Origin of the sequence: Solirhodobacter olei, from assembly GCF_004010155.1 — a bacterium.
GTDB classification, from domain to species: Bacteria; Pseudomonadota; Alphaproteobacteria; order Rhodobacterales; family Rhodobacteraceae; genus Solirhodobacter; species Solirhodobacter olei.
Genome location: NZ_RRYH01000092.1, coordinates 1 through 719 on the forward strand (window position 1 = coordinate 1; position 719 = coordinate 719).

1 protein-coding gene is annotated in these 719 nt (G+C 68.8%); it reads right to left on the reverse strand.

What is annotated here, in order from left to right; all coding sequences use genetic code 11:
* Nucleotides 1-719 (reverse strand): FAD-dependent tricarballylate dehydrogenase TcuA (gene tcuA, locus EIP85_RS22610; RefSeq protein ID WP_127904452.1); only part of this gene is annotated, 719 nt, incomplete at both ends.

Sequence of the window (719 nt, forward strand, 5' to 3'; positions counted from 1 at the left end):
GCGAACATGTTCTCGGCCATCCCGCCCGAGGCCATGCGCATCCGCGCGTCGCGGTCCACGCGGGTGCCGAGATAGGTGAAGGTGATGCCGGGGCGGACGGGGTAGGCGTAGAACGGCGCCTGTTCCAGCCGCCGGGCCCAATGGCTTTTCGGCGGGCTGAGGCCTTCGGTCCGGCAATCGTCAAGCTCGGTATGGTCGAAGGTCCCGTCCCGCACGGAGGCGTTGAATGCGGTGACGGTGCGGGCGAGCGCCTCGGGCGGCAGTCCCAGCTTCTCTGCCAGCGCCTCGATCGTGCCGGCGGAGATCGGCGGGTAGAGCGAGGGCATAAAGAGCTTCAGCGAGCGGGCGTCGAAGACGATATAGGCAATCTGCCCGGGCTGCGCCGCGACGAGCCGACCCCAGATGGCGTAGCGCCGGGGCCAGAAGTCCTCGCCCTCGTCGTAGAACCGCTCGGCGCGGTTGTTCACCACGATGCCGAAGACGACGCAGTCAAGCCGCGTGATGATGCCACCATCGAACTTCGGCGCGCGGGCGTCGATGGCGACCGCGTGGCATTGGGTCGGGTCGCCCACTGGCGCCACCCCGAGGTCGAGGAGCATGCGCAGCACGTCGCCGCGGTTGTAGGGCGTTCCGCGGATCAGGAAGTTCTCGGCCGGCGGGCCCCAGCTTTCCTTCAGCCAGTCGATATTCGCCTCGAACCCGCCGGCGGCGGCGACGAG